This window comes from Allosaccharopolyspora coralli (genome assembly GCF_009664835.1).
Lineage (GTDB): Bacteria > Actinomycetota > Actinomycetes > Mycobacteriales > Pseudonocardiaceae > Allosaccharopolyspora > Allosaccharopolyspora coralli.
In genome coordinates, this window is the sequence record NZ_CP045929.1 from 1,043,309 (window position 1) to 1,062,914 (window position 19,606).

General features: G+C 63.3%; 22 protein-coding genes and 1 tRNA gene. 3 read left to right on the top strand and 20 right to left on the bottom strand.

Annotation, left to right across the window (positions count from 1 at the left end; translation table 11 throughout):
- Position 1: 1 nt before the first annotated feature.
- Complete coding sequence (locus GIY23_RS04920) at positions 2-1,342, bottom strand: phenylacetate--CoA ligase family protein (RefSeq protein WP_228717554.1); 1,341 nt, start codon at positions 1,340-1,342, stop codon at positions 2-4.
- 144 nt (positions 1,343-1,486) lie between these two features.
- Here GIY23_RS04920 and GIY23_RS04925 point away from each other — a divergent pair.
- Positions 1,487-1,562: transfer RNA gene (locus GIY23_RS04925), tRNA-Ala, on the top strand.
- 55 nt (positions 1,563-1,617) lie between these two features.
- Here GIY23_RS04925 and GIY23_RS04930 read toward each other — a convergent pair.
- From GIY23_RS04930 to GIY23_RS05020, 18 genes are all read right to left on the bottom strand, one after another.
- The gene (locus GIY23_RS04930; protein ID WP_222850240.1) at positions 1,618-2,781 is read right to left on the bottom strand and encodes a tyrosine-type recombinase/integrase; all 1,164 of its coding nucleotides are present in this window, start codon (positions 2,779-2,781) and stop codon (positions 1,618-1,620) included.
- Positions 2,781-2,969, bottom strand: coding sequence for a helix-turn-helix domain-containing protein (locus GIY23_RS04935; protein WP_154075571.1), 189 nt, complete (start codon positions 2,967-2,969; stop codon positions 2,781-2,783). Before GIY23_RS04935 ends, GIY23_RS04930 begins: the two co-directional genes overlap by 1 nt.
- Positions 2,970-3,004: 35 nt before the next feature.
- Positions 3,005-4,543: a replication initiator gene (locus tag GIY23_RS04940; protein ID WP_154075572.1), complete on the bottom strand. Its 1,539-nt coding sequence runs from the start codon at positions 4,541-4,543 to the stop codon at positions 3,005-3,007.
- Positions 4,540-4,722: a hypothetical protein gene (locus tag GIY23_RS04945; RefSeq protein WP_154075573.1), complete on the bottom strand. Its 183-nt coding sequence runs from the start codon at positions 4,720-4,722 to the stop codon at positions 4,540-4,542. Before GIY23_RS04945 ends, GIY23_RS04940 begins: the two co-directional genes overlap by 4 nt.
- A 5-nt stretch (positions 4,723-4,727) precedes the next feature.
- A complete protein-coding gene (locus tag GIY23_RS04950; protein ID WP_154075574.1) occupies positions 4,728-5,006 on the bottom strand; it encodes a hypothetical protein in 279 nt (92 codons plus the stop codon).
- A 58-nt stretch (positions 5,007-5,064) separates the two neighbouring features.
- Positions 5,065-5,889 carry an FtsK/SpoIIIE domain-containing protein gene (locus tag GIY23_RS04955; protein WP_154075575.1) on the bottom strand — a complete coding sequence of 275 codons (825 nt, stop codon included), beginning with the start codon at positions 5,887-5,889 and terminating at the stop codon, positions 5,065-5,067.
- A complete protein-coding gene (locus GIY23_RS04960) occupies positions 5,879-6,670 on the bottom strand; it encodes a hypothetical protein (RefSeq protein WP_228717555.1) in 792 nt (263 codons plus the stop codon). Before GIY23_RS04960 ends, GIY23_RS04955 begins: the two co-directional genes overlap by 11 nt.
- Before the next feature lie 110 nt (positions 6,671-6,780).
- Positions 6,781-6,969 carry a hypothetical protein gene (locus GIY23_RS04965; RefSeq protein ID WP_154075576.1) on the bottom strand — a complete coding sequence of 63 codons (189 nt, stop codon included), beginning with the start codon at positions 6,967-6,969 and terminating at the stop codon, positions 6,781-6,783.
- Entirely contained in the window at positions 6,969-7,244 is a 276-nt protein-coding gene (locus tag GIY23_RS04970; RefSeq protein WP_154075577.1) for a hypothetical protein, read from the bottom strand. Before GIY23_RS04970 ends, GIY23_RS04965 begins: the two co-directional genes overlap by 1 nt.
- A gap of 37 nt (positions 7,245-7,281) precedes the next feature.
- Positions 7,282-7,623 (bottom strand): hypothetical protein, encoded by a 342-nt coding sequence (locus GIY23_RS04975; RefSeq protein ID WP_154075578.1) that lies wholly within the window; start codon positions 7,621-7,623, stop codon positions 7,282-7,284.
- A 111-nt stretch (positions 7,624-7,734) separates the two neighbouring features.
- Positions 7,735-8,277 (bottom strand): flavoprotein, encoded by a 543-nt coding sequence (locus tag GIY23_RS04980; protein WP_267313236.1) that lies wholly within the window; start codon positions 8,275-8,277, stop codon positions 7,735-7,737.
- A gap of 23 nt (positions 8,278-8,300) precedes the next feature.
- Positions 8,301-9,539 (bottom strand): helix-turn-helix domain-containing protein, encoded by a 1,239-nt coding sequence (locus GIY23_RS04985; protein WP_154075580.1) that lies wholly within the window; start codon positions 9,537-9,539, stop codon positions 8,301-8,303.
- An 801-nt stretch (positions 9,540-10,340) separates the two neighbouring features.
- A protein-coding gene (locus GIY23_RS04990) for an IS3 family transposase (protein ID WP_154075325.1) occupies positions 10,341-11,476 on the bottom strand; the annotation gives its coding sequence in 2 pieces (ribosomal slippage) (positions 10,341-11,278 and positions 11,278-11,476; 1,137 coding nt in all).
- 595 nt (positions 11,477-12,071) lie between these two features.
- A complete protein-coding gene (locus GIY23_RS04995) occupies positions 12,072-12,533 on the bottom strand; it encodes a hypothetical protein (RefSeq protein ID WP_154075581.1) in 462 nt (153 codons plus the stop codon).
- Between the two features lie 145 nt (positions 12,534-12,678).
- Positions 12,679-13,908 (bottom strand): hypothetical protein, encoded by a 1,230-nt coding sequence (locus tag GIY23_RS05000; RefSeq protein ID WP_228717556.1) that lies wholly within the window; start codon positions 13,906-13,908, stop codon positions 12,679-12,681.
- Between the two features lie 22 nt (positions 13,909-13,930).
- On the bottom strand, positions 13,931-14,206 hold the full coding sequence (locus GIY23_RS05010; protein ID WP_228717557.1) for a hypothetical protein: 276 nt from the start codon (positions 14,204-14,206) through the stop codon (positions 13,931-13,933).
- Complete coding sequence (locus GIY23_RS05015) at positions 14,206-14,538, bottom strand: SAV_915 family protein (protein ID WP_154075582.1); 333 nt, start codon at positions 14,536-14,538, stop codon at positions 14,206-14,208. The genes GIY23_RS05010 and GIY23_RS05015 overlap by 1 nt, the downstream gene beginning before the upstream one ends.
- 783 nt (positions 14,539-15,321) lie before the next feature.
- Positions 15,322-16,488 carry a tyrosine-type recombinase/integrase gene (locus GIY23_RS05020; protein ID WP_154075583.1) on the bottom strand — a complete coding sequence of 389 codons (1,167 nt, stop codon included), beginning with the start codon at positions 16,486-16,488 and terminating at the stop codon, positions 15,322-15,324.
- A 108-nt stretch (positions 16,489-16,596) separates the two neighbouring features.
- On the opposite strand from GIY23_RS05020, the gene GIY23_RS05025 reads away from it, so the two are divergent.
- Positions 16,597-17,765, top strand: a protein-coding gene (locus tag GIY23_RS05025; RefSeq protein WP_154075584.1) for an IS3 family transposase whose coding sequence is annotated in 2 segments (ribosomal slippage) — positions 16,597-16,858 and positions 16,858-17,765 — 1,170 coding nt in all. Because the reading frame shifts where the segments join, the coding sequence is not laid out codon by codon here.
- A 233-nt stretch (positions 17,766-17,998) separates the two neighbouring features.
- Here GIY23_RS05025 and GIY23_RS05030 read toward each other — a convergent pair.
- Positions 17,999-18,211, bottom strand: coding sequence for a DUF2798 domain-containing protein (locus GIY23_RS05030; protein WP_154075585.1), 213 nt, complete (start codon positions 18,209-18,211; stop codon positions 17,999-18,001).
- Positions 18,212-18,337: 126 nt separating this feature from the next.
- Here GIY23_RS05030 and GIY23_RS05035 point away from each other — a divergent pair.
- A protein-coding gene (locus GIY23_RS05035; protein WP_154075325.1) for an IS3 family transposase occupies positions 18,338-19,473 on the top strand; the annotation gives its coding sequence in 2 pieces (ribosomal slippage) (positions 18,338-18,536 and positions 18,536-19,473; 1,137 coding nt in all).
- The last annotated feature ends 133 nt before the right edge of the window (positions 19,474-19,606 follow it).

Below are 19,606 nucleotides of genomic sequence, written 5' to 3' on the forward strand. Positions count from 1 at the left end.
GTCACTCCAGCCCAGGGAGCGGCGCGACGCCGTGTTCCCAGCGCACGAGCCGGAGCGGTTTGCCGTTTCCGGCGCGGGCGATCAGCGTCGGTTCGAGCACCCGCACTTCGCAGGCCACTCCGAGTCGTTCGAACAGTGCCCGGCCGAGGTCGCTTTCCAAGGCCGCGGCATCGACGTCGTCGTCACGGGGTTCGACCGCGACGCGCAGGACCGGCCGGGACAGGTCGCGCCGGTCGTCGACCACCGTGTAGTGCGGTGCGACGCGGGTGTCGGCGAGCAGTGCGGCTTCGATCTCCGTGGGGAACACGTTGATCCCGTCGATGACGAGCATGTCGTCGCGGCGGCCGACGATGCGGCTCATCCGGCGCAGCGTCCGCGCCGAACCCTCGGCGGGCCCGGACATTGCCGCGAGGTCGCCAGTCCGGTACCGCAGCAGCGGCAGCCCCGTTTTGGTCAGCGTCGTGAACACGAGTTCGCCGACGTGGCCGTCCGGTACGGGTTCACCGTCGGGGCCGATGACTTCCGGATAGAAGTGGTCCTCGGCGAGGATGAGCCCGCCTTCGGAGTCCAGCGACTCACATGCCACGCCGGGGCCCATCACTTCGGTGAGACCGTAGATGTTCAATGCGCGCAACCCGAGGAGTTCCTCGATCTGTTCGCGCATCGCGTCGGTCCACGGCTCGGCCCCGAACAGACCGACGCGCAGGGGAAGCTGTTCCGCGGTGATCCCGGCCGAGCGGAGCGCTTCGCCGAGGTAGATCGCGTACGACGGGGTGCAGCACAACACGTCCGGCCGCAGGTCGAGCAACAGCCGGAGCTGCCGGTCGGTCGAGGTCCCCGACATCGGCACCACGGCAGCGCCGAGCCGCATCGCACCCTGGTGCAGGCCCAGCCCGCCGGTGAACAGCCCGTACTGGTAGGCGCAGTGCACGACGCTCCGCGAACCGGCACCGGCGCCGCCGAGCGCCCGCGCCACGACCCGCGCCCACACGTCGAGGTCGTGCGCCGTGTACGGGGCGAGAACGGGGCGTGACCGCGTGCCGGACGAGCCGTGCACGCAGACGATGTCCTCCTCCGAGGCGGCGCGGAGCCCGAACGGGTAATACTCCTCGAAGTCCTGCTTGCTCAGCATCGGAAGCTGCGACACCGTGTCCAGGCCGACGTCCGCGCCACGGGTGACCCCACAGTCGCGCAGCCGCGCCGCCTGCACACCACCCGCAGCGAGCAGCCGATCCACCAGCCGAACGAAACGGCGTTCCTGCAGCTCACGAAGGCGCTCCGGCGCGAGCCCCTCGGCATCGGGCTCGACCAACGGGGGCGGGACCTGCTCAGCGGAGATCACCCGTACTGGTGTAGCAGCCCCACGGACACGCTGGGTAGGTCCGATAAGGCGTTACCCGACCCCCTGCGGATGCGCGCTCGGCGGCTGTTGTACGGTATTCACGCACGCGATGAACGGCACGCCGAGATCGCGACAACCGCATACGGGGCTGTGGCGCAGCTGGTAGCGCACTTGACTGGCAGTCAAGGGGTCACGGGTTCGAATCCCGTCAGCTCCACCAGCGAAAACGGGCCGTCGGAACACTCCGGCGGCCCGTTTGACATCTACGATTGACATCAGTCCTCGCTCAGCAGCCGGTTCATGCGGTTCGACATCTCGCGCTTGGAGTCATCCAGGACGTGGGCGTAGATGTTCATCGTGATCCCGATCGAGCTGTGCCCGAGCTGCTCCATCACCTCACGGTCGGTCGCCCCTTCCATCATGAGGAAAGTCGCGCAGGTATGACGCAGGTCATGCACCCGGATCCGCTCAATCTCAGCTCGCTTCAACAGCGTGTCGAAGGCCCGGTTGATGCTTCGCGGGTCAATGACGCGGTTACGGCTGGTCACGAAGATCAGATCTCGCGGTTGCTTCGGATGTGGATTGGCCTGGGCAGGCAGAGCCCGGTCGGCGACCACCTGGCGGTGCTGTTTCAAGGCTTCGATGCAGACCGCCGGCAGGTGCAGCGTGCGTCGTGAACGGCTGGTCTTAGGATCACCGAACACGATGTCGCCGTTGATCCGCTGCACGGTGCGACGGACCCGCAGTTCTCCGGTGGCCAGGTTGATGTCAGACCACGCCAGTCCGAGGGCTTCACCCCGGCGGAGGCCGGTCGCGAGGTAGATCAGCCAGAGCGCGGCCAGCCAGTGTTCGTTGGCGTGCTCGATGAACCGACGCGCGTGGCGAGGTTCCATCGGGGTGACCTCGTGTTCCTCGCTGCTGGGCGCGGTGACGAGCTTGGCGACATTGCGGCCGATGAGCTCGTCTCGTACGGCATGCTGCAAGGCCGTCCGCAACACGGCATGGATGAACTGGACCGTGCGCTTGGACAACGGTCGGCCCTTACGTCCGTTCTGCTTGGACACCTTCGCCAAGAACGTCCGCACGTCCTGGACGCCGAGCTTGTTCAGCCGCTTGGATGCCAGGTGAGGGCGGACGTAATGCGTCGTCAACGTCTCGTACGTTGCGAACGTCGACGGGCGTAGCTCATGGCGGGCGACCTCGTAGAGCCAGTAGTCCAGGTACGGGCCGAGCTTCATCGACGAGGTCACCGAGGGGATGCCCTTGCGGTTGTTGTCCAACAGCTCGATTCGGCGATCGTTGACCTCCTGCCAGCTCTTGCCGTAGACGTACTTCCGCACGCGCTCACCGGTGGCGGTGTAGACGTAAACGGCTGCGTGGTAGCGGCCGTCTTTGCGCTGGACGATGGTGCCCATGCCGTTGGCTTGCTTGCGGGGCATCAGGCCACCTCCTCGATCAACGACGCCACGTAGGCATCCAGGGCGGACCGAGGCACTCGGCGCGAACCGAACACCTTCACCGAGACGAGTTCCCCGGTTCGGATCAGGTCGTAAACTCGGGTGCGACCGATGTTGAGCAACTGCGCGACCTCCGGCACGCGCAGAAGCACCGGTTCCATAGTGGACATTTCTAGCTCCTTGCTTTCGGTGTTGGACAAGGGACTCACTGACATTCCTCCTTGGCGGTGTGTCGGTGTTCGCGGGCTTTGGCGGCGGCGGTGTTGGCCAGCTGGGCATCGGCGGTGGTGTGCCAGCCGATGCCGGCGTAGCTGAGGTGGCCGATGGTGAGGATGTCGGGTTCTTCGCCGGGTTCGATGGTGTCGTCGGGGTAGTCCTCGGTGTGGGCGTATTCGCGTTTCCAGTTGCGGCGGGCGGCGCGGAGGGTGGCGAGGGTGGTGGAGTAGCGGCGGGACTTCGTGGAGAAGTGGCCGCCGAAGCCGAGTTGGTGTGCCCATCGGTGTAGGCCTGCCCAGGCTTTTTGGAAGGCGATGCGTTCCCATACGTCTTCGTCGAGGCGTGCGATGCCATCCGGTAACTGGCCGAGGTACCAGGCGGCGGCGATGAGCCGGCCGGGGTGGGTGGTGGCATCGGCGTAGTAGCCGACGGTGTCGTGGGTCAGCCGGCGGGAGAGGTGCCCGGTGGTCTCGGTGGCTTTCGTGGCGTACTTCGCCAGATATCCGGCGACGGCGGTGTCGGTGAGGGCGCCGGTGTCGTCGAGGTCGCGGACGGTCAGCCGCACCTGCCGGGTATCGATCGAGCGCTCGCCCCACGCGAGCAGCCATCCCTCGGGTTTCTCCGGGTGGGCCGGGGTGCGATAGGTCGTGGTCTCCGCAGCTTGGCGCAGAGCGTGTTCGAAGAACGCCACGTGCACCCGGGGGGCGGGCGGGGTGATGGTGTCCGGCTCGAGGGGATCAACGCCGTCGAGGCGGATGAGGGTGTGGAAGTGCACGACGCCGCGTGCTTGGAATTCGGCGACTTTGGCGTAGGAGACGCGCAGTTTGACGCCGTAGCGTTTCCCGAGGCGTTCGACTTCGCGTCGCATGTTTTGGCTGGTGTAGCGCCACAGTTCCCCGGCGTAGGCGTTGAACACCACTTGGGCTTGGTGGTCGTAGCAGTCCAGACAGAACGGGCGGCCCGCGTAGTCGTCGCCGGTGTCGTGTCGGCGCAAGCAGGTGAACGTGACGCCGTGCTCGCAGACGTGTGGGTCTCGGCGTGGGTGGCAGGGTTTGCCGGTTTTGTGGGCGGTGTGCACGGCCCCAAAGGAGGGGGCGGCGAGGGTCAGGAAGACGGTGGGGTGTTCGGTGACGGTGTCGGGGACGCCTTTGCCGCCGAGTAGGCCGGCGTGCACGAGGTGGTAGGTGTCGGCCCGGTAGGTCTCGGCACAGTGCGGACACACGCTGGCGCGGCGGTTGCCGCAGGCGGTGTAGAGCACCCCATCCGGCATGTGCGTGGTGTCCACGTCAGTGGTGACCTCACCGGTGGCCGGGTCGGCACTCGTCGAGCGGCCGGCGAGGCGGATGGGATAGCGGCAGCCGGCGGCCGGGGCGATGTGTCGGAGCCACTTCTCGTAGCCGGGTTGCGAGGCCCGGTGCACTAAGCCGGCGACGTCGGTGTTGGGGGGTGTCTCGGCAGCGGCTCCCACCCCCAGGACCGAGCGGGTGTGCCCGGTGCTGGGGGTGAAGGTCGGCGTCGAGGCGGTCACTGGTGCTGGTTCTCCTGGATCTGGGTTCCGGTCAGGTACAGCCCGCACGAGGGGCACAACCACCGGTGTGCGGCTATGTCGGTGTGTTCGGGCGGGTAGGCGTCCACTCGGGACAGTTCGGACTCGTCGCAGTGCCAGCGGTGGGTCATTGCGATCTGGGCTTCATTCGCCACCTGCACCGCACTCACCCCCGGTCACGGGTGGTGTCGTGATGACCGGGAAACGCGGGATTGGCCTCCAGATCCCGGGTGGTGGCCCAGACGAATCCGGGAACCGGTTCGCCCTGGGTGCGGAGGACGGGGATCAGCCCGTCGGTGTGGATGCATTCGGGGGCGAAGGCGGCGTATTGGCCGGTGCGGGTCTCGACACCGAGGCGGAAGCAGTCGACCTCATTGGTGTCGGGGTATTCGGTGAACAGCCACAGTTCATCGGTGGCTACAGCGAGTGGGTAGGTGACGTACATCGGACACACTCCTCCTGCGAGTAGAAAGCACGGAATCTGTTGCGAGAGAGGAAAACGGCTAGTAGGCGATGGTGGTGCGGAGTTGGTGGGCGTAGTCCACGAGCGCGTAAATGTCGGCATCGGAAAGGTAGGCGGATTTCATCCGACGCGGCATGCCACCTTCGGCCAGCAGCAGGCCGATGCCTCGGTCTTCGGGTGCGATGTGGGTCGCGGATTGGCCCTGTTTGGCCCAGCCGTGCCCGAGAATGATGTCCGAGGAAGCTTCGGTGGTGCACCGGAACGCGCACCGGAACCCGAACAAGTCCCGCAGGCTGGTGGGGATGATGTCCGCAGACGGTCGTTGGGTGGCGGCGACGACGATGACGCCGGCGGCACGCCCCCGCGCAACCAGGTCGCGCACGAGGCGCACGAACTTCTCCTGTTGTTCCTTGCTGCCGATCGTCGCCGAGTAGTAGGCGATCTCATCGATCACCGCGACGATCACGTCGACCGGGTCGGTTTGGGTGACCTTGCGGCGGCGCACACGGTCCAACTCGTCGTAGCGCCAATCCATGACGCGCTGCAGTTCCTGAAGCCGTTGAAGGCCGGCGTCGATGTCGGGTCCGACGAACACGTCGGAGACGGACTTCCACAGGCCGAGTTCGACTTGTTTGCCGTCGAAGAGCCACAGGCGGGTGTCGGTGCACATCGCGGCGTGGGCGACGATGTTGTTCAGCGCCACAGATTTGCCGGAGCCGGGTTCGCCGCCGAGCAGAATGTTGCGGTAGATCAACTCGATGTCCACGCCATAGCCCCGCTCGTCGATACCGAGGTGCACGGGGTCGTAGATCGACAGCCCCGAGACGGGCACTGGCTTGTCCAGGGGTTGGGTGTCAGTCGACATAGTCACTCAGGTCCTCTCCGTTCACGACCACCGCAGCCACAGGCTTACGAGCGGTCTCAGACGATTGCGAATCAGCAGCCGATGCGGCCCTCGAGCCGTTGTCGGTCGTGGTCTCCGAGCTGGTCGTAGGGGCCGGCGGAGTGGGTTTGATCGGCGTCACCGTCGCCGCACCGGGATCGGCCGGTGCGTGGTGTTTGGTGAACCGCGACAGGGGTGAGCCCACGGCGGAGGCGGCGAGGGGGTCGCGGCGGATCACATCGATCGCACACACCGTCGAGAGTTTCCGGATGGTGTGTAGGCGGGCGTCGCGGGCCATGCAGGCCGGGGCGATGTAGTCCAGGGCGTCTTCGACGTCCCGAGCGGCCGAACCGGCGGGGAGCCAGACCCAGACCCGTTCCCCGGTCTTGGTGGGACGAGCCCAAAACAACAGGGGATAGTCACCGTCGCGGGTGACCGTGCGGATCTTCGTCTGCCGCAGACTCGACCGGATCCGATGCCGATCAACCACACACCACACCCGAGACACCACCATCCGACGGGTGTAGGGCACGGCGAACACGAGTAGCGGGAGTCCGATGAAGACACCACTGGTGATCCAAGGGTTGCCGACCGAATCCAGCCAGACATACAGCACCAGCCCGATCACGAGGGTCGTGATTTCGGCGCGCCAGCGCACCAGGGTTCCGAGGATGACGAATCCGACCCACTGTTTCGGTCGGGGCATCATCTCCACCACGTCCACGGTCGCGCCGCGACGGGTGCTACGAGTAGCCTTAGCCATGCTCAACGCCCTCCCAGGCAAAAGTTGAGAAACACGAAAGTGAGTGGGGAGACGGGGCCGGAGGGTGGACCACCACAGAACACCCATCCGGTCCCGTTTCACCCCGTTCGTCAGCGGTGTGCGAGTCCGAAGGCGGACTCGGCCTGCTGGATCGACTCCACACAGCCGATCAACACATCGATCACATCGAGCATCTGATCCATCGTGTGAAACCGGACCAACTGCTCACCATCAGCACCGTGCAGAATCAGCTCGCTGGTGCCGTCGGCGAACTGGACTTCGCGGACGTCGCACTGCATCAGAATCGTCCTTCCGTCTCGGGTGCGGACAGGTGCGCGGCCTCGAATCCGGCCTCCGCGAAGGCGATCTTCGCCATCAGCAGCGACGCCACACCGTCCAGATAGGCACGAAAGCGTGCCAACTCCCGGATTCCATCAAGGTCGGGCCAACTATCGGTCTCATTCATCCGGTAGGCCCGGTTCATCGAGAACACGTGCCAGGAGTGCTTCTCGGCGCACACCGCGCGCCACTGGCACCACAACTGCTCAGTCACTTCACTACGAAGCTGCGTCATCACAAGAAACCTTCCGGTGCGTTCACACAACGGGTGTTCAGGAGGCGGCAGCGCCCGACGACTTACCCGTACTGGTCGAGACTGGTGTGATCGACTTCGCGCGATACGCAGTGCCGTTGCGCCCGTTCTGCGCCCACGGAATCGCCTGAAGCTCTGCCGGGGACACCGGTTGACCCTTCGCGACCTTGGGCGGGACAGCTCCCGCGACGGTCACGTTGATCACCTCGGCCCCGCCTTCATCCACGGCAACCAGCTGCACAGCAAACAACGGCTCCTTGGTGTTGCGGTCCATCCGCTGCACACCATTCTGATCATTCTTCGGCTCCGCCTCACGCGAGACCGTGAACGACACCTGCGACACATCAATCAACAGACGCATAACAAAGCCCTCCCAGGCTTGCTCTCTTGGTTGTCGACACCCCTTCCGGGTGCGCAACACAAGGAAACCGCCGAGGAGGGCTTGGAACCCGGACAAACTGTCCGGGTGGGTTCAGGACGGGTCTGGACGGCCCGCGTATGCGTCGTTAACGGCCTGCAAAAGCGCAGGCCACGGCAGGTCTTTACTGGGTGGCGCGTTCCGCGGTTCGTGCAGTGGCCAGACGTCGTCACCGTAGACAAGATGGACGCCGGCCTTCCGGAGAGCCGCCAGATGCTGGTCCCACATGGGTTGCCGCGCGTGCGCGGCGTTGACTCGCGGGAACACGACCACCGGCACAGCCTGGGCGCCGATGGCTTCACAGGCTGCCGTCAGGAGCTGGTTGTCCGCGAGGCCAAGGGCGAGCTTGGCGACCGTGTTCGCACTCGCAGGAACGACCGCGTAAACGTCGATCGCCGGATGCGGGCTTCCTTCACCGGGCGTACGTGGCTGCGAGCGCACGACGTTCCCGGTGACTTCTTCGAGATTGCTGAGTTCGTCGTCGGCAAGCCAGGTCGCCGTCGTCGGACTCAGGGTCACGGCAACGTCCCAACCGGACTCGATGGCTGGCTCGACGAGCATCGTGCGTACACGCTCAGCACCGCCGGCGGCCGACACGAGCAGGCCGAGGGCGGGGCGGGTCACTGGATGGCCCTGCAACGTTCGGCAAGCCCGGAAAGGGGCGAGGACTTCGCGCCACCCGCGACCGGCGACCGCCGATGCATCGCCTTAACGGTCTCGCGAACCATCGGACTGTGTCGCACGAGCTGGGGAGCTGCCTGCTCGGCAGTGAGAAGCGACTGCAACGCCGGTTCATCTTCGGCCAGCATGCTTTGTGCTCGAGCCACGTCGATCATGTGTGTCACGCGTCGTTCGACCGGAAGATGCTCGACCACAATGGACGGACCGTGTTCGACGACGAACGGCACGTCCCCCAGGTCGAGCGCAGCCGACATGCGGTGAAGCTCCACGTTGGTCGGCCCGAAGCCCGTCTGCCAGTAGTTGCCGTCCTCGTCGAGGTCATGAGCGGCAGCGAAGGCCCGGTTGAGCAGCTCGGTCGCTGTCGGGCGGTCTTGGCGACGTGCCGCCGCGATGGCCGTACGAAGGTGCAGCATCCCGAATAGGCTCAACGCGGACGGGTCGCCCTGCGCCATCTGCGGAGCAAGCCACTCAGAGGCACGGTTGCCGAGCGAGAGCGCGTCATCGAAGCGCCCGACCGCCAGCAGTGCATGTGTGCCGGCGCGAGCGGCAGACGCCAACACGAGCGGATCGTCCGAGGAATCCGCGGCCTGCATCGAGCGTTCAGCAGCGATCCAGGCAAGATCCGCCTCACCCACTTTGCTCAGCGCAGTCGCCGCCAGGTGATGAGTTCGAGCCGAGACAGCCCAGCAGTGCCGCGCGTTCGCCTCTCCTGACGAGGCGGCATCCTCCAGCTGTTGTGCTACTTCGATGAGCCCGGGAAGCGCCTTGATGACGCGGCCCAGTCGACCCGCCTGGTAGTCATCCCACGCCTCCTCAACGAACCGAGTGGACGATTCGGGGTCAGCGGTGACGACTGGCGAACCGGAGCCAAACAGCGTCCGGGACAGCCGCCGAGGCGTCATGAGCGCATCACGTACGGCAGGAACGTTGTCGTTCTCCTCGTCGTCCTCCATGAGAACCGGCTGTCCAAACAAGTCGGCCAGTGTGACCCGCAGAGCCCGTGCCACGTCCGAGAGAACGTCCAGACGCCGGACGTCGCGCTCCCCGCGCTCGATCTTGCTGAGCCAGTCGACCTTCCGGCCCACCAGGTTCGCCAGAACCTCTTGGGTGAGACCACGTCGACGCCGGTAGAACTTGATGCGTTCCCCGACTGTCATCTGGTCACCAGCTCCGCGCATGAGTCCAGTTTACCGGGAGTGCCACGTGCAATCCATAGCAACGCGCGAGTCGATTCGCCTCAATTGAGCCCGAACCTGAGTTCGTTGCGTTAACCATAGTTCGCGAAACTCACGAAGGTCTTCCCAAGCGCTCACGGACAACATCCACAGGGCCGATCAGAATGAATGGAGAAAGGAGGACCAAAGTCCCTATTGGCCCCGGTGGTAGGATAGTAAATACTGCAACGAATAGCGACGCGGCAGCAAGGAAAGCGGAAAGCCACGAAGGAGTACTCGTATAAGCGCTGAGCAGCCGTAGCGCTACTCTGATTGTCATACCGCTGGGTGAACCGTTAAGCCTGGCTCTCCTGCGATGCTCTGCAGTTTTGCGAACATCTTTCCTGTACTGAGACATCCACCTTTCACTGCGTTGTTTGCAGCGGAGATGGTGGGACCGTAGAGCCCGCTCCTTGGCGATCATCGACGGCGTAAGACTGTCCGATAGAGTAGTACTTTTAAACTTGTCGATACGAACGGGAGCACGAAGGACAACCTCGTACGAAAGGAAGCAGAAAAAGATAGTAAATCCGGTCACAATCAGAAATAGTTTCGCACCCGCGTATCCATCTGAAAAGACCTGTAGCCAACCTATAAAGGTGAGCGGCGCGAAGTATGCAAAGCTGACCCAATCCGACGTTCCCAAAGAAGACCAGCTGGGCTGCTGACGGGATTCTACGCTCCAGATGAACCACAAACACACACCGATCACTACTACGCCGTGAGGGGCCGGCCTGTTTTCGGACGGCTTGTTAGTGGGTTATTTTATGCCGCGTTCGCATGGTTGTAGTACTCGGCATGGGCTTCGTTCGGGGCCTTGTATCCGATAGCGGAATGGAGCCTGCGGTGATTGTATCGAAGCTCGATATAGGAAGCAATGTCAGCCTTGGCGTGGTCTTTGGTGAGGTAGGTAACTCGATGAACGCGTTCATTTTTCAGGGTGGCGAAGAAGGATTCGGCCATGGCGTTATCGAAGCATATCCCGGTGCGTCCGACGGATTGTCGGATGCCGAGCGAGCGTAGCGTCATCGCGAAGTCGGCGGACGTGTAGTTGCTGCCCCTGTCTGAATGGAAAATCGCGCGGGCGGGAAGGGTGTGGTTGCGGGCAGCCATGTGGATCGCCTTCTCGATAAGTGGTGTGCGGTAGTGGTCGTCGATGGCCCATCCGACGACGGCTTTCGAATAACAGTCGATGACCGTGGCCAGATACACCCATCCCTGTCCGGTCGGGATATAGGTGATGTCGCCAACCAATTTCTCGCCCGGCTCACGGGCGGTGAAGTCACGTTTGAGCAGGTCCGGCAGCACGTGCGTGCTCGCCTGGGTCAGGCTCGGGCGCCAGGGCCGAGGCTGGCAGGGGACGAGCTGCTGATCCCGCATGATGCTGCGCACGAGCTCCGGCGTGGCCGGCTCTCCGCAGCGGGCCAGCCACGCGTGGATGCGCCGGTGGCCGTAGGTGCCATCGGAGTCGTCGAAACACTTCTTGATCAACGTGCCCAGGTAGCGACGGCGCCGGTCGGTGTCCGACTCGGGTCGCGACAGCCAGTCGTAGAATCCAGATTTCGACACGTTGAGCCAGGCACACATGTTCTCCACGGTGTAGCTCTTCACGCCGTGTTCGTCCGTGGTGTCCTTCTCTGCAGCGATGAACGCGTACCGCTGGCTCACCGATACTCGCTGGCAAAGAAGGCGGCTGCTTTTCCCAGAAATTCCGTCTTCATGCGCAGCTGACGATTCTCTTCTTCCAGCTCACGCAGTCGCGCACGCTCGGACACGCTCAACGACGGCTCCGGAGCATCGTGCGCGGCCTCGTACGCGTTCACCCAGTTCCGCAGGGTCTGCTGATTCAACCCGAGCTCGCGAGCAACCTCGGCCACCGTACGACCGGTCTCGGTCACCATCTTCGCCGCTTCATCCCGAAACTCGGGAGAATACGACCGACGCTTCGTTCCAGACACAGACAACCTTCCCTCGAAGGAGCGATTTTAGTTGGCTGCCTGTCCGAAAACGCCACGGCCCTCTACCGAGAATCAGCCAGTTATGCGAGTCGTTACTCAGCCAGTTTGTTCGTCTGGCGGTGGATACCAAGGCGATAGACGCGCTCCACCAAAGAACCGTAATCAAGGCGGCACTCACTTGTCTTCTCCAGAATCGACGCCAAGTATTACTTACCGAGCAGCGGCACGCAAGTAGCAACTGAGTCCCCTATTGATAAGCGTTATGGTGACACATAAGTAGGTTTTTCGAAGCTAGACAGAATCGGTAAATCCCAGGCTGATTTCCGAGGTTAACGCGAAGATACTTTGTCAGGACACGGGATCCGTAGCGCTGATCAACGCGCGCAGATAATTATGGAAGTGTGATATTTATGACTCGGTATTTGCTAGCCCATCGGTTTCCGAACCTGGCTTGGGCGGCAACTCAGAAGCCCGCGAGAAAGAGGCCGTCAGTCATAGGACCCGCGCACTCTCCAAGTTCGTTCCGTTGATTGGCGCCCTATTTTTCTCCGGTGGCGGCCGGATCAATTTCCGGAAACGCGGCACGTGCGTCGTTATTTAGTTCGGCTCCATTCGCTACAGAGTACCGCATTCCGAGATGAACAAGATCCCAAATTTTGCGATTCGCCTGAATCAGTCGCGGAGTGAATCGTACTGTCCGCGTTTCGTCGGACAGTACCAACTCGTAGCCGTTCATTCCTCGTGGCTGGTACTCAATTCCTGTAAGCTCGTACGTTTTCACCCAGTGCTTACCAATTTTTAGCCAATCCGCGCCAGCGGTCACAACCTCCGCGCGTGATGCGTAAACAAGGTAAACGAAGAGTCCACCGATGAGGACCCAGTTTGGCCAGAGGGAGAGTGCCCACAACCCGCCGTACAAGTACAGCGCAACAGCAAGAACGAAGGGAGGGGCCAGCGCGGTCAGCCAGGAGGCCAACTTGCGCTGGCGATAACGCTCCAACCCCGGTCCTTCTCCGGCCAGTGGAGGTGGTACCTGCCCCGGCCGCGTTTCGTTATAACCGCCTGGGCTCTGCGCGGGCGCCTCCGGCGGACGTGGCTCGCCTGTTTGTCGGTCCGGCCGCGGAGGAAGTTCAGCGTGGAAGCTGTCACCGGCCAAAACGTGCCTTCCTGCGCTCGTCGGTGTAGTCGTCCGGGCTATTGCCACCATCGCCACCGAGATCGCGATAGAGGTCTCGAAAATCGTGATCTTGGAAATAGGTCCAGGCGGTAGCCGCAGTGAAGCCTACACCGAGTCCGAGCGCGGTAATCGGACCTCCGGCCGCCGCGCCAACACCACCGGAGGCGGCGGCAGTCGCAACGCTTGATGCGCCAACGCTGAACGCCAATCCGCCAAAGTTGGTCCATACCGACTTGGCAACTGGTTTACCTGAAGCAATATCAGTCACCGTAAATGTTCCGGCCCCAACGACGCCAACGACGTTAAATAGTCGTCCCATCCCTGCGAGCCGACTATTTCCTTGGCCGCCGAGTGTTCGAGAGAATTGGCCAAGTATCGCTTCCCCGGCGAGGGTCTTACCGCCACCTAGAACGAGACGTGCATTGCTCTTGGCTCCTCTTTCGTCAACGCCCATGTTTGCATTGAGTTTCGTCAGGTGGGCTTCACGTTGAGCGGGTGGCATATCCGTTGAGAGTTTCTTAAACTCTTCGATGAACGTCTTTTGTTTCTGCGCATTTAGGGCAAGTGCCGAAGAAGTCCCATGAGCCACGCCCATGTAGGTGAGGCCTCGAGCGACCCAGGTCATCGGGTTAGCAATGAATGCTTCCACGATCCCATTGGCGCCTGACATGGCCTTGAGCAGGGTCCGGTGCGCGGTGCGTTCCCGACGTCGTTCGTTGTCGGCCATCGCTTGAATCTCGCGGTACGCGTCGAGTTTCTCTTTCGCCCGCTCTTGTATTTCGGACGCCGGGTTTAACGCAGGCATATCGCCGCCAACACCTTGTGGAGCAGAATCGTCTGCGCCTCCGGGCGGTTGATGAATGACAGTGCCCACGACTGTCAGGCCCTTCGCGTGCGCGAGGTCGAGGCAGTCCTGCATGCCCGACCGAACGGTTTCGATATCGCTAGCGAAGAGGTCTACACCCCAGATCAACCAGTCGACGGCTTCCGTGATCTGATCAATGTCCGAGGCACAGCCAGACACGTGATCGCGGAAGGCCTCCCCGGCACCGCCCTTCCAAACCTGCTCCGATGACGACCGCACCTTGTGCGCGGCTGTCGCGGCGTCGTGGTTCGTTGCCGAGAGCTGACTCAACCACTCGACGAGCCGGCGGCACGATTCCGGCTCAGACTTGACATGTACGTCGATGTTGCCCACAAGTTCCCCTCAGTGGTCACGGTCAGCCCGGAGGCTGCGGCATTCCCTCTGTGCCTTGGTCATCAGAACGGAGGTATTCCTCTCGGGAGGCACGAACGTCGTCGGCGATCTGGTGTAGGCCGCCACTGGCCCCGGCACTTGCCTCGGAAAGCCGACCGATTGTGTCGGCCAGCAACGTCAACGACTCGCCCGCATTGGCCATCGGGGAGGGTTGCATGCCATCCAACTTCGCGGCGCCGCCTTCCAACTGGTTCGCAAGACCCGCCATTTCGTTCGTGCTGTTCTGAATGTCTGCCACTACGTCTCCTGCGTGGTCTTCATATCGTCGTCAGGCAGCGGTACGTCTTGTAGCACGACCTGGGCGCCTGTCTGTTCGGCCAGGGTCATGACGTCGGTGTCAGCGACAGAAACCCAGGGCTGAGCTTCCCCGCAACCTTCTACGAGGCGTTCGAGGCTGGTGTACGTGAGCAGAGCGAACGCGCCCTCGGACGTGTAGCGCAACTCGAAGCGGACTTGTTGATCACCAGTCGACGCCCGTTCACTCGGGACAAAGACTTCGGTCTGCGGGGCGCCCAACACTGCTGGTGCAACAACGTGATCTTCCCCGGGCTGTGCCGGTGGCACGACCATGACCTCCTTGGATCAGCCTTAGCTGCTTGCCCACGTAGCGTACCGGGAGTGGCCATGGCGCTGTCTCAGGTTTGATCAAACCCACTTCGAGCATCACCCGTACGCACGAATGGAAGAGGCGACGATCTGTGCTGTGAGGACTTTCTGTACGTCTTCAAGCCGCCCCGGGACGGGGCGGTCGGGCGGCCGACTCCGGCGACCTGGCCCGCCGCTCGTGCCTCGCTCTGCGCCGGACGGTCGCTGCGGGTCGGCACGCCCGCCATCACGTGCGGGTCGTGCGTGAAGTGTGCAGACGTCGTCATGGTGCCACCCTCTCCGCGCCCGGGATGGTCAAAGCCGAGGTCGACAGCATCAACCCCGCCTTCGGCGTCCCGATCCCGCCAGGGGTCACCTCGACGACGAAAGGCCGGCCCCGGGTGCGGGGCCGGTAGCGTGATCGGGAGTTCCGGGTTGACGCTGCCGACCCCGGCAGTGCGGCGGGCAAGGACGCGGTGAGGGCGGCGTGCGAGTCATGTCCCGGTGCCGGCGGGCAACCACGGCCGCCGGTTGCTCGGCTGACATCCATATCGGACATCAACCGAGCCGTACGGCAATGAACTGACCTGGGATTCACTGATGTCACCCAGGACAGCCGAAGTGCCACCGTCCCAGGTCAGCAAGTTCGTCAACGGAGCTGGCAGTCAAGGGGTCAGGGGTTCGAATCCCCTCAGCTCCACCCCTCTGACCAGGGCCGACGCGATACAGCGTCGGCCCTGGTTTCGTACTGCCTGTCTAACTGCCTGTCTATCGGTTCGATCTTGTGTCCCCGAAGATGTCGTCCATGGCCGTAGCGCCCTCGACCATGACCGGACGGATCTGCTTCCGGTAGACGTGTTCGGTGACGCGCGTGCCGCTGTGTCCGACCAGTCGTGCGATGTCTTCCAACGAGACACCGGACGCAGACATGACCGAGACGAAGCTGTGCCGCATCTCGCGAGGCGTCCAGTCACCCGGGGGAAGACCAGCGGCCTTGATGATCTGTCTGAACCACCTCCGCACGTTGTGGTGGTCGAGCTGGGTACCGGCAGCCGACCGGAAGACAAGACCGTATGGCTCCCACTCTCTACCAGCCTTGGCAGCCTCGGCGCGTTGGCGAAGGCGATGAGCTCGCAGCGCGACGACGCATCGCAGTGGCAATGCCAGCGTGCGACGTGACTTTCGGGTCTTGGTGTCACCGCCTTCTCTCACCGAGTGCCAGACCTGAATGGCGCGCGGCGCGGGCGGGTCTTGTGCCGAGTCGCCATGCAGTTCAACGTGATCCCACGTGAGTGCCCGGAGTTCTTCCGGGCGAGCGCCGATGAGCAAGGACAGCTCGACGTAGGCGTGAATCTGTGTGCCTTCGGCGGCGTGTAGGACTGCTTCTGCTTGTTCGATGGTGAGCGATTTTGATGGTCTTCCTTCGAGACCAACGGGAATGTCGCACAGGCTCACCACGTTGCGCCTCACTTTGTCGCGTGCTTGCGCATAGCGAACGGCGCGGCTGAGGATCGAGTGCAGCAGCCGCACCGTTCTCGTACTTACGTTTGCGGCACGATCGGCGAGCCACCTCTCTACGTGTTCTGCTGTGAGGGCGCGGAGAGTTTTGTTGCCCAGCAACGGGATGATGTGGTTTGCGGCGATAGTGCGGTAGTTCTCCACGGTCGAGGCGGAACGTCCATTGAGGCCGTATTTCAGCCACCCCTCGACTGCGTGCTTTACCGTGTACGAGTCGGACGCCACCGGCAAGCTGCTGTCGCGATCATCCACCAGCTCCTTTAGCTTGTTCCGTGCTTCGGTCTTCGTCTTGCCGCTCGCCTGACGGGTCATGCGTTTGCCACGCGCGTCGAACCCTGTGGTGACCCAGGCGATCCAGCGCTGTCGGCCTTTGTGCCAGTGCAGACCGCCGTCGCCCCTGCTACGCCGTTTGGCCATAGTCGTCCTCCTTCGCTTCGCGCTCGAGCAGTTCGATGAAGTCTTCAATGGCACTGTGAGGTGTATCAAGGATCTTGGACAGGGCCTCTCGACTGAGAGGATGCGTCCGTGCCGGAGAAGCGTCGGAAGTTCAGCCCGCAGTTCAAGGCCGAGGCGGTGCAGCTGGTAGTGAGCACCGGTCGGCCGGTGGTTGAGGTGGCCCGGGAGTTGCAGATCAACGAGGGGACCTTGGGCAACTGGGTCAACACCTGGCGGCGGGAGAACCCGGAACCCGAGCCCGAGATGAGTCCCGTGGAGCGTGCGCGGTTGAGCGAGTTGGAAGCCGAAGTGCAGCGGCTGCGGATGGAAAACGAGTTCCTGAAAAAAGCAGCGGCCTTCTTCGCCCGGACGCAGGACTGAGTCAGCGCTGCGCGCTGATCGAGGCGGAGAAGGCCAACTACAGCATTTCCTGGATGTGTCGCATGCTTGGCGTGGCTCGGTCGTCGTTCTACGCCTGGCGCCACCGCGCCGAGACCCCGACGACCGCCCGGCGGCGGGAGCTTGCCGGACACGTGCGCCGCGTGTTCGACCAGTCCCGCCGGACGTACGGGTGCCGCCGGGTCGCCGCCCAGCTGGCCCGGGACGGCATCGAGGCCAGCGTGGGCCTGGTCGCGGACCTGATGCGCGAGCAGGGTTTGGCCGCGGTGCAACCCCGCGCGTACAAGACCACCACCGTGCCCGGTGAGCAGCCGGTGACCAGCCCGGATCTCCTCGGGCGGGACTTCACCGCCGGCACGCCCGGAACGCGGCTGGTCGGCGACATCACCTACCTGCCCACCAGCGAGGGGTGGCTGTATCTGGCCACGGTCATCGACCTGGCCACCCGCATGGTCGTCGGCTGGGCCATGGCCGCCCACATGCGCACCAGCCTGGTCATCGACGCGCTGGCCATGGCCCGCACCCACGGGCACCTCACCGCCGGGGCGGTGTTCCACTCCGACCGCGGAGCCCAGTACACCTCGAAGGAGTTTTCCCGCTACTGCAAGAAAATCCGCGTCACCACCAGCCTCGGTGGCACCGGAGTCTGCTGGGACAACGCCGCCGCCGAATCGTTCTTCGCGAGCCTGAAAAACGAGTGCTACCACCTGCACCGACACACCACCCGCGCCCGCGCACGATTCGCCGTAGCCGACTACATCGAAGTCTTCTACAACCGCCAACGACTACACAGCAGCCTCGGCTACCGCACCCCCACCGAGGCCCTACACGACCACCACCCGGCCGCAGCAGCGGCCTGACCACAACAAACCAGAGGAACTGTCCAAGATCATTGACACAGCCCAAACTGGCTTTTGTGCCCGTAGGGCACGGTCATACGGGGCACTGTGAGGGGCTCCGGCGTTCGGAGTTCGTGCCTCGCAAGGCAGGGGTTCTCGCCGCGTACGTGTGGTACTCAAGAGGACCCCAACGCCGCGAGGCGCGAACTGGGGCGGCGATACCGGACCACCCACCCAAGTTCCACAACGCCTTCTCAGACCTCGTCAGTGGCGGGCGTGTCGTTGCGCGGCCGCAGGATCGCCGCGCTCAGGGCCATCGACGCGGGCCAAGCGACCATCGTGAGAACGAAGGCGATGGGCCACGCGATGATGAACTGCTTGGGCCAGGCGGTCAGCCACTCCAGTGACGGGCCCGTGAAGACGAGGCCCATGATGCCCGACATCGTCGCGGCCATGATGAAGGTCATGACCTAGAGGGCCGTGGCGTTTTCGGACAGGCAGCCAACTAAAATCGCTCCTTCGAGGGAAGGTTGTCTGTGTCTGGAACGAAGCGTCGGTCGTATTCTCCCGAGTTTCGGGATGAAGCGGCGAAGATGGTGACCGAGACCGGTCGTACGGTGGCCGAGGTTGCTCGCGAGCTCGGGTTGAATCAGCAGACCCTGCGGAACTGGGTGAACGCGTACGAGGCCGCGCACGATGCTCCGGAGCCGTCGTTGAGCGTGTCCGAGCGTGCGCGACTGCGTGAGCTGGAAGAAGAGAATCGTCAGCTGCGCATGAAGACGGAATTTCTGGGAAAAGCAGCCGCCTTCTTTGCCAGCGAGTATCGGTGAGCCAGCGGTACGCGTTCATCGCTGCAGAGAAGGACACCACGGACGAACACGGCGTGAAGAGCTACACCGTGGAGAACATGTGTGCCTGGCTCAACGTGTCGAAATCTGGATTCTACGACTGGCTGTCGCGACCCGAGTCGGACACCGACCGGCGCCGTCGCTACCTGGGCACGTTGATCAAGAAGTGTTTCGACGACTCCGATGGCACCTACGGCCACCGGCGCATCCACGCGTGGCTGGCCCGCTGCGGAGAGCCGGCCACGCCGGAGCTCGTGCGCAGCATCATGCGGGATCAGCAGCTCGTCCCCTGCCAGCCTCGGCCCTGGCGCCCGAGCCTGACCCAGGCGAGCACGCACGTGCTGCCGGACCTGCTCAAACGTGACTTCACCGCCCGTGAGCCGGGCGAGAAATTGGTTGGCGACATCACCTATATCCCGACCGGACAGGGATGGGTGTATCTGGCCACGGTCATCGACTGTTATTCGAAAGCCGTCGTCGGATGGGCCATCGACGACCACTACCGCACACCACTTATCGAGAAGGCGATCCACATGGCTGCCCGCAACCACACCCTTCCCGCCCGCGCGATTTTCCATTCAGACAGGGGCAGCAACTACACGTCCGCCGACTTCGCGATGACGCTACGCTCGCTCGGCATCCGACAATCCGTCGGACGCACCGGGATATGCTTCGATAACGCCATGGCCGAATCCTTCTTCGCCACCCTGAAAAATGAACGCGTTCATCGAGTTACCTACCTCACCAAAGACCACGCCAAGGCTGACATTGCTTCCTATATCGAGCTTCGATACAATCACCGCAGGCTCCATTCCGCTATCGGATACAAGGCCCCGAACGAAGCCCATGCCGAGTACTACAACCATGCGAACGCGGCATAAAATAACCCACTAACAAGCCGTCCGAAAACAGGCCGGCCCCTCAACCTGGGTCAGGAAGATGCTCTTCTTGCTCATCGTCCGTTCCTTGTCAGGGACGACGACGCCCTCGGTGCTCGCAGTGGCGCCGCCGACC

What these genes read in the sequence shown, in the direction of transcription:
- GIY23_RS04930 (WP_222850240.1), bottom strand. Translation starts at nt 2,781, where the DNA reads ATGCCCCGCAAGCAAGCCAACGGCATGGGCACCATCGTCCAGCGCAAA.
- GIY23_RS04935 (WP_154075571.1), bottom strand. Translation starts at nt 2,969, where the DNA reads ATGTCCACTATGGAACCGGTGCTTCTGCGCGTGCCGGAGGTCGCGCAG.
- GIY23_RS04950 (WP_154075574.1), bottom strand. Translation starts at nt 5,006, where the DNA reads ATGTACGTCACCTACCCACTCGCTGTAGCCACCGATGAACTGTGGCTG.
- GIY23_RS04955 (WP_154075575.1), bottom strand. Translation starts at nt 5,889, where the DNA reads ATGTCGACTGACACCCAACCCCTGGACAAGCCAGTGCCCGTCTCGGGG.
- GIY23_RS04960 (WP_228717555.1), bottom strand. Translation starts at nt 6,670, where the DNA reads ATGGCTAAGGCTACTCGTAGCACCCGTCGCGGCGCGACCGTGGACGTG.
- GIY23_RS04965 (WP_154075576.1), bottom strand. Translation starts at nt 6,969, where the DNA reads ATGCAGTGCGACGTCCGCGAAGTCCAGTTCGCCGACGGCACCAGCGAG.
- GIY23_RS04970 (WP_154075577.1), bottom strand. Translation starts at nt 7,244, where the DNA reads ATGACGCAGCTTCGTAGTGAAGTGACTGAGCAGTTGTGGTGCCAGTGG.
- GIY23_RS04975 (WP_154075578.1), bottom strand. Translation starts at nt 7,623, where the DNA reads ATGCGTCTGTTGATTGATGTGTCGCAGGTGTCGTTCACGGTCTCGCGT.
- GIY23_RS04985 (WP_154075580.1), bottom strand. Translation starts at nt 9,539, where the DNA reads ATGCGCGGAGCTGGTGACCAGATGACAGTCGGGGAACGCATCAAGTTC.
- GIY23_RS05015 (WP_154075582.1), bottom strand. Translation starts at nt 14,538, where the DNA reads ATGGTCGTGCCACCGGCACAGCCCGGGGAAGATCACGTTGTTGCACCA.
- GIY23_RS05020 (WP_154075583.1), bottom strand. Translation starts at nt 16,488, where the DNA reads ATGGCCAAACGGCGTAGCAGGGGCGACGGCGGTCTGCACTGGCACAAA.
- GIY23_RS05030 (WP_154075585.1), bottom strand. Translation starts at nt 18,211, where the DNA reads ATGACCTTCATCATGGCCGCGACGATGTCGGGCATCATGGGCCTCGTC.